Origin of the sequence: Isoptericola sp. NPDC057191 (assembly GCF_042670225.1) — a bacterium.
GTDB lineage: Bacteria > Actinomycetota > Actinomycetes > Actinomycetales > Cellulomonadaceae > Isoptericola.
In genome coordinates this window covers 1-6,698 of sequence record NZ_JBHUWC010000210.1, presented here as the reverse complement: position 1 = coordinate 6,698, position 6,698 = coordinate 1, and the positions used below count along the sequence as shown (strand labels likewise).

The window sequence follows — 6,698 nt, the reverse complement described above, 5'->3', positions numbered from 1 at the left end:
GACCTGGTCTCGGCGGGCCCCCTCGCGCGTGAACGGGCGGGCAGTCAGGCGGCCGCCGGGGCCGGGTCGCCGGCGCGCACGGGCCGCGGGTACTCCTCGACGACGGCCCCAGGGTTCTCGGTCCCGGCCGGGGCGACGGCAGGGACGGTGGCGGCAGGTACGGGCTCCGCGACGGGCTCCTCGACCCCCTGCTCGACGACGTGCTGCTCGGCCGGCTGCTCGTCCCGCAGCGGCAGCCCGAGCGTCACGGTGGCCGGGCGCGCGACGCGCGGCGGTGGGGTCGCGAGGGCGGCCAGCGCGGCTCCCCCGAGCCCGAGCAGCAGGGCGGCCCACGCCACCCAGGTCCAGCCGAGCGCGGCCGACGCGCCCAGCAGAGCCCCGTCCACCACCCCGACGACGAGCCCGACGACGAGCACCCGTCTCATGCCTACCTCCCACGGTCCGCCTCATCCGTGCCTCTCCCAGGAGACGACAGGTGCGGCGGTCGTGCATCCGCAGGGACGGCCGTGCAGGTCACAGGTGCGTCACAGTCAGCGTCCCGGGTTCTCCCGCCAGGCGGACACGGCGAAGGGAGCCGGCTGCGAGGGTCCGTCGTGCCCGAGGAGGAGGGGCGACGGCGTGCCGTCGAACGCCGAACGCAGCTGGTGGTGCATCTCTCCCGTGAGGCGCAGCGCGAGCTCGAGGCGGACCGGCGCCACGTGGTCGGCGTGCAGCCGGCCGCCCAGCGCGGGGTGCGGCGAGAACGCGAGCACCTCGTCGGCGCGCGGCAGCATGCCCGCTTCGAGGACCTCGCGGCACAGGCCCTCCAGGAGGAGGTCGGTGCGGCCGTCGGGGGAGTCGAGCTCGGTGTACATCTCCACGGCGCTGGACCACCGGAGCTCGAGCGACCCCTCGATCGTGTCGAGGAACCACCAGCCCTCCAGGGACTCGAGGAAGACGTCGCCGAAGACGGTCGTGAAGCGGGGCGTCTTGCCGTGGACCCCCAGCCACGACCAGGACGCCAGTCCGTACGCGAAGGCGCCCGGGGCAAAGGTTCGGAGCAGTTCCACGTGCGCATCAAACCACCTTGTGGTAGTCGGCAAAAATCTGGCTCTTGATGCCGCTGTCGTGGCGTGGCTCACGCAGAAGCGTCACCCGATCGTGGCCGAGGTCAAAGAAAGCGGCACAAAGGTCAAGGCGGGGTCATCTCTGCAGGTCGCGGCCGTCCGTCCTCGGGGGCCGGAACTCGGCGCGCGTGCCGCCCGTTCTCCCACGGGCGGTCCGACGACCTCGGAGCACCGCGCCACGATCGACCCCCTCACCCGGAGGTGAACCATGGAGACGCCGGCCGAGCACGGACGGGCCGACGCCCGCAGCATCGTGATCACCGGCCTCACCACGCTGGCCTGGTACGCCGTGCCGGACGTCGTGGGGCCCCGGTGGGCGCGCGCCCTGACGAAGGCCGGGGTGCTCGCCGCCGGGGTGGCGCTCGGTGCGGTCGCGACCGACGAGGGCCGCTCTGCCCTCGTCGGGGCCCGCGAGGTGCGCGACGAGCTGCGCGGCCTGCGAGAGGTCGGCGACGGCGACGGGGTGGACGAGACCGACCCGGCCCCCACCGTCCGGGACGACAACGTCCTGCTGGACGAGGCGGACGGGGCGCCGGACCTTGGTGACGCCGACCCGCTGCCGGCGCTGACGGTCGTGGCCGGGGTGGCCGCTGGAGCGGTGGCCGTCGTGGCGGCCGTCGCGGTCGCGGGGGAGAAGTGGGCCTACCGCCGCGGCGAGCGGTGGCGCGCGCGCGGCCTGCGGCTGCCGCACACGCGGGTCGGCCTGCTCCTCGGCGCGGCGGCGGCGGTCGCGACGGCCGTGGACCCGTCGGTCGCCGTCGGCCGGCCGCCCGGCCCGGCTCACGCGTCGCTCGCGTCGGGTGCGGCGAAGGGCTGAGCGCGGAAGTCAGTCGTCGAAGACGTCCCAGCAGATCGCGCTGCGCGCCCGCTGGTCGTCGAGCACCAGGTCGCGCAGCCCGGCCGGGATGCGCTCGCGCTGCCAGTCGCGCTCACGACGACGGGCGGCCTCCGCCTCGGGGGCGGGCGCAGCGGCGCTCGCGGCCCGGATCGCGTACGCGGCCGCGCCCAGGTCGTGCGCGGCGACGTGCGCCACCGCCACGGCCTGCCCGGCGGCGAGGGCGGCGAACCGCGCCGGGTCGGGGCGCCCCTTCCCTGCCGCGTTGGCGACGAAGGCGGTGCGGTGCGCCTCGCGCATCGGCACCTCGCCGCGGATCCAGCCGCGGGCGACCTCCAGCGCGTCGCGCGGGCGCGGGTCGTCGGGCACCTCCCGCTCGAAGAGCGGCAGCACGTGCTCGGCGCAGGCCACCGCCCACCCGGCCAGCAGCCGGTGGTGCTCGTCGGTCAGGCTCCCGCCCCGGCGGACGGTGATGAGGCGCGGGTCGCGATCGGTCGGCAGGATCGGCACGGGACCATCCTGCCCGGGGCGGTCACGCCTTTCACGTCAGGACGAACGCGGCACACGAGCGCGGCGGCGCCGAGCGTCCGCAGCGCCATGGGCAGCCCGACACCGGTCCCGACGAAGAGGAGGCCCTCGGCCCCGGCGGACGCCGGTAGACTGGCGGCGCGCCGTGTGGCGCCCCCGCCCGGACCGACGCCGGATACCGGCACCGCGAGGCGGTGCGGCGATCACCCGGTCCGAGCACCCGGAGCATTCCGGCGCCCGTGCTCGAACTCGTGCGACCCGAGGGAAGTTGATGACCGCCGCTGCCGACAGCGCTGAAGCCGTGTCCGCCCCCCGCCCGCAGCTCGACACCGTCGAGCACGCCGCGTCGACGCCCGACGAGGCCCAGCCCTTCGCGGAGCTCGGGCTGAAGCCGGACGAGTACGCGCGCATCCGCGACCTCCTGGGCCGGCGTCCCACCGCCGCCGAGCTCGCCATGTACTCGGTGATGTGGTCCGAGCACTGCTCGTACAAGTCGTCCAAGGTGCACCTGAAGAAGTTCGGCGACCGCGTCACCGACGAGATGACGAAGCACCTGCTCGTCGGCATCGGCGAGAACGCCGGCGTCGTCGACGTCGGCGACGGCTGGGCCGTGACCTTCAAGGTCGAGTCGCACAACCACCCGTCGTTCGTCGAGCCCTACCAGGGTGCCGCGACCGGCGTGGGCGGCATCGTGCGCGACATCATCTCGATGGGCGCGCGCCCCGTGGCCGTCATGGACCAGCTCCGCTTCGGCGCCGTCGACCACCCGGACACGGCGCGCGTCGTGCACGGCGTCGTCAGCGGCGTGGGCGGCTACGGCAACTCGCTGGGCCTGCCGAACATCGGCGGCGAGCTCGTCTTCGACAGCTCCTACCAGGGCAACCCGCTCGTCAACGCGCTCTGCCTCGGCGTGCTGCGCCATGAGGACATCCACCTCGCGAACGCCTCGGGCGTCGGCAACAAGGTGGTGCTGTTCGGTGCTCGCACCGGTGGCGACGGGATCGGCGGCGCCTCCATCCTCGCCTCGGAGACCTTCGAGGACGGCGTGCCCGCCAAGCGCCCGAGCGTCCAGGTGGGCGACCCCTTCATGGAGAAGGTGCTCATCGAGTGCTGCCTGGAGCTGTACGCCGCGCAGGTGGTGGAGGGCATCCAGGACCTCGGCGCCGCGGGCATCTCCTGCGCCACGAGCGAGCTCGCGTCCAACGGCGACGGCGGCATGCACGTCTGGCTCGACGACGTGCTGCTGCGCGACCCCTCCCTGAACGCCGGCGAGATCCTCATGTCGGAGTCGCAGGAGCGCATGATGGCGGTGGTGACGCCCGAGAAGCTCGAGCAGTTCCTCGCGATCACCGGCAAGTGGGACGTCGAGACCGCCGTCATCGGCGAGGTCAACGACTCCGGGCGCCTCACCATCGACCACCACGGCCAGCGGATCGTGGACGTCGACCCGCGGACCGTCGCGCACGAGGGCCCGGTCTACGAGCGCCCGTACGCCCGCCCCGCGTGGCAGGACGGCCTCCAGGCCGACACCACGGTCGCCGCCGGCCTGGCGCGACCGACGTCGGCCGACGAGCTGCGCGCCACCGCGCTGCGCCTGCTCGCGTCGCCGAACCTCGCGTCGAAGGCGTGGGTCACGAACCAGTACGACCGTTTCGTGCAGGGCAACACCGCGCTCGCGCAGCCCGACGACGGCGGCGTGGTCCGCGTCGACGAGTCCACCGGTCGCGGTGTCGCCCTGGCGACCGACGCGAACGGCCGCTACGGCAAGCTCGACCCGCGGACCGGTGCCCAGCTCGCGCTCGCCGAGGCGTACCGCAACGTCGCCACGGCCGGTGCCACGCCGCTCGCGGTCACGGACTGCCTCAACTTCGGCTCGCCGGAGCACCCGGACTCGATGTGGCAGCTCGTCGAGGCGATCGAGGGCCTGGCGGACGCCTGCCAGGAGCTCGGCGTGCCCGTCACCGGCGGCAACGTCTCGCTCTACAACGGCACCGGCGAGCCCGGGCAGATCGACTCGTCGATCCACCCGACGCCGGTCGTCGGCGTGCTCGGCGTGATCGACGACGTGCGCACGGCGGTGCCGTCCGGCTGGCGCGACGCTGGCCTGTCGATCCTGCTCCTCGGCCGCACCGCCGACGAGCTCGACGGCTCCGCCTGGGCCGACGTCGAGCACGGTCACCTCGGCGGCCTGCCGCCGCGCGTGGACCTCGCCGCCGAGCGGGCGCTGGCGTCCGTGCTGGTCGCCGCGCGCGAGCAGGGGCTCGTCGCGGCCGCGCACGACCTCTCCGAGGGCGGCCTGGCGCAGGCGCTGATCGAGGCGTCGCTGCGCTACGGCGTCGGCGCGGACGTCGCGCTGGACGGCGTCACCGGGCGCGACGGTGTCTCGCCCTTCGCCGCGCTGTTCAGCGAGTCCACCGCGCGCGCCCTCGTGGCCGTGGACCCGGAGCACGAGACCGAGCTGGTCGCGGTGGCCGAGGCCGCCGGCGTCCCGGTGCTGCGTCTGGGGCACACGGGCGGGGACGCGCTCGCCGTGGCCGGCGGCTTCGACGGCGAGACCTTCACGCTCCCGCTGACCGAGGCCCGCGAGGCGCACGAGGGCACGCTGCCGCGCATCTTCGGCTGACCCTCTGGACGCGCGCACCGCGTCGCCGAGGTAGCACGGCCATCCCCGAGGTAGTGCACGGCGCTACCTCGGGGTCGGCTGCGCCACCTCGGCGGGCCGGGGGACGGCGTCTCGCGAAGTGAGATCGCGTCTCGCCGGTCGGTACCCTGCGAAGGACTCGCCTACGCCGTGCCGCCGTCCACCGGCTCCGCGCGCCGCGTGTCTCACCGACCGGGAGGAGCCCCATGGAAGACCGACTGCACCCAGTGTTCGCCGAGGTGCTGCGCCGCAACCCGGGCGAGGTGGAGTTCCACCAGGCCGTGCGCGAGGTCTTCGAGTCGCTGGGCCCGGTGCTGCGCAAGAACCCGCAGTACGTGGAGGCGGCGGTCCTCGAGCGCATCTGCGAGCCCGAGCGGCAGATCATCTTCCGCGTGCCCTGGGTGGACGACACGGGTCGCGTGCGGATCAACCGCGGCTTCCGCGTGGAGTACAACTCCGCCCTCGGCCCGTACAAGGGTGGCCTGCGCTTCCACCCCTCGGTGTACCTGGGGATCGTGAAGTTCCTCGGGTTCGAGCAGATCTTCAAGAACGCCCTCACGGGCCTGCCGATCGGCGGGGGCAAGGGCGGCTCCGACTTCGACCCGCGGGGCCGGTCCGACGGTGAGGTCATGCGCTTCTGCCAGTCGTTCATGACCGAGCTCTACCGCCACATCGGCGAGTACACGGACGTGCCCGCCGGCGACATCGGCGTGGGCGCGCGCGAGATCGGCTACCTCTTCGGGCAGTACAAGCGGATCACCAACCGCTACGAGTCGGGCGTGCTCACAGGCAAGGGCCTCACCTGGGGCGGTTCGCTGGTGCGGCGCGAGGCGACCGGCTACGGCGCGGTCCTCTTCGCGCAGAGCATGCTCGGCACGCGGGGCGACAGCCTCGACGGCCGGCGGGTCTCCGTCTCCGGGTCCGGCAACGTGGCGATCTACGCCGCCGAGAAGGCGGCGCAGCTGGGCGGCCGCGTCGTGACGTTCTCCGACTCCTCCGGCTACGTCGTCGACGAGGCGGGCATCGATCTCGACCTCCTCAAGGAGGTCAAGGAGGTCGAGCGCGGCCGCGTCTCCGACTACGTGGCTCGCCGCCCCGGCGCACGCCTCGTGACCGACGGCAGCATCTGGGACGTGCCCACCGACGTCGCCCTGCCGTGCGCCACGCAGAACGAGCTCACCGAGGCGGACGCCAAGCAGCTCGTCGCTCAGGGCGTGCGCGCCGTCGCCGAGGGCGCCAACATGCCGACCACCCCGGAGGCCGTCGGGCTCCTGCGCGACGCCGGCGTCCTGTTCGGCCCGGGCAAGGCGGCCAACGCGGGCGGCGTCGCCACCTCGGCGCTGGAGATGCAGCAGAACGCGTCCCGCGACTCGTGGAGCTTCGAGCACACGGAGGCGCGCCTCGCCGAGATCATGACCAACATCCACGACAGCTGCCTCGCCACGGCCGACGAGTACGACGCGCCTGGCGACTACGTCGTCGGCGCCAACGTCGCGGGCTTCACGAGGGTCGCGGACGCGATGATCGCGTTCGGCGTCGTCTGAGACCGCGGCGCAGGAACGACGACGGCGCGTCCCCGGGCGGGGGC

6 protein-coding genes are annotated in these 6,698 nt (G+C 74.0%); 3 read left to right on the top strand and 3 right to left on the bottom strand.

Annotated elements, in window-relative coordinates; all coding sequences use genetic code 11:
• Window positions 1-44 precede the first annotated feature (44 nt).
• Together ACFT55_RS18250 and ACFT55_RS18245 are read right to left on the bottom strand one after the other, a co-directional pair.
• Window positions 45-425, bottom strand: coding sequence for a hypothetical protein (locus tag ACFT55_RS18250; RefSeq protein WP_380245265.1), 381 nt, complete (start codon window positions 423-425; stop codon window positions 45-47).
• 105 nt (window positions 426-530) lie between these two features.
• Window positions 531-1,049: a hypothetical protein gene (locus ACFT55_RS18245; protein ID WP_380245264.1), complete on the bottom strand. Its 519-nt coding sequence runs from the start codon at window positions 1,047-1,049 to the stop codon at window positions 531-533.
• Window positions 1,050-1,314: 265 nt separating this feature from the next.
• Between ACFT55_RS18245 and ACFT55_RS18240 the strand changes: the two genes are divergently transcribed.
• The gene (locus ACFT55_RS18240; RefSeq protein WP_380245263.1) at window positions 1,315-1,923 is read left to right on the top strand and encodes a hypothetical protein; all 609 of its coding nucleotides are present in this window, start codon (window positions 1,315-1,317) and stop codon (window positions 1,921-1,923) included.
• Window positions 1,924-1,932: 9 nt separating this feature from the next.
• Here the strand turns inward: ACFT55_RS18240 and ACFT55_RS18235 are convergent, their stop codons facing one another.
• Window positions 1,933-2,451, bottom strand: coding sequence for a putative immunity protein (locus ACFT55_RS18235; protein ID WP_380245262.1), 519 nt, complete (start codon window positions 2,449-2,451; stop codon window positions 1,933-1,935).
• Window positions 2,452-2,740: 289 nt separating this feature from the next.
• Here ACFT55_RS18235 and purL point away from each other — a divergent pair, with 289 nt between their 5' ends.
• Complete coding sequence (gene purL, locus ACFT55_RS18230; protein WP_380245261.1) at window positions 2,741-5,092, top strand: phosphoribosylformylglycinamidine synthase subunit PurL; 2,352 nt, start codon at window positions 2,741-2,743, stop codon at window positions 5,090-5,092.
• 224 nt (window positions 5,093-5,316) lie between these two features.
• The gene (gene gdhA / locus ACFT55_RS18225; RefSeq protein WP_380245260.1) at window positions 5,317-6,654 is read left to right on the top strand and encodes an NADP-specific glutamate dehydrogenase; all 1,338 of its coding nucleotides are present in this window, start codon (window positions 5,317-5,319) and stop codon (window positions 6,652-6,654) included.
• Window positions 6,655-6,698: the final 44 nt, after the last annotated feature.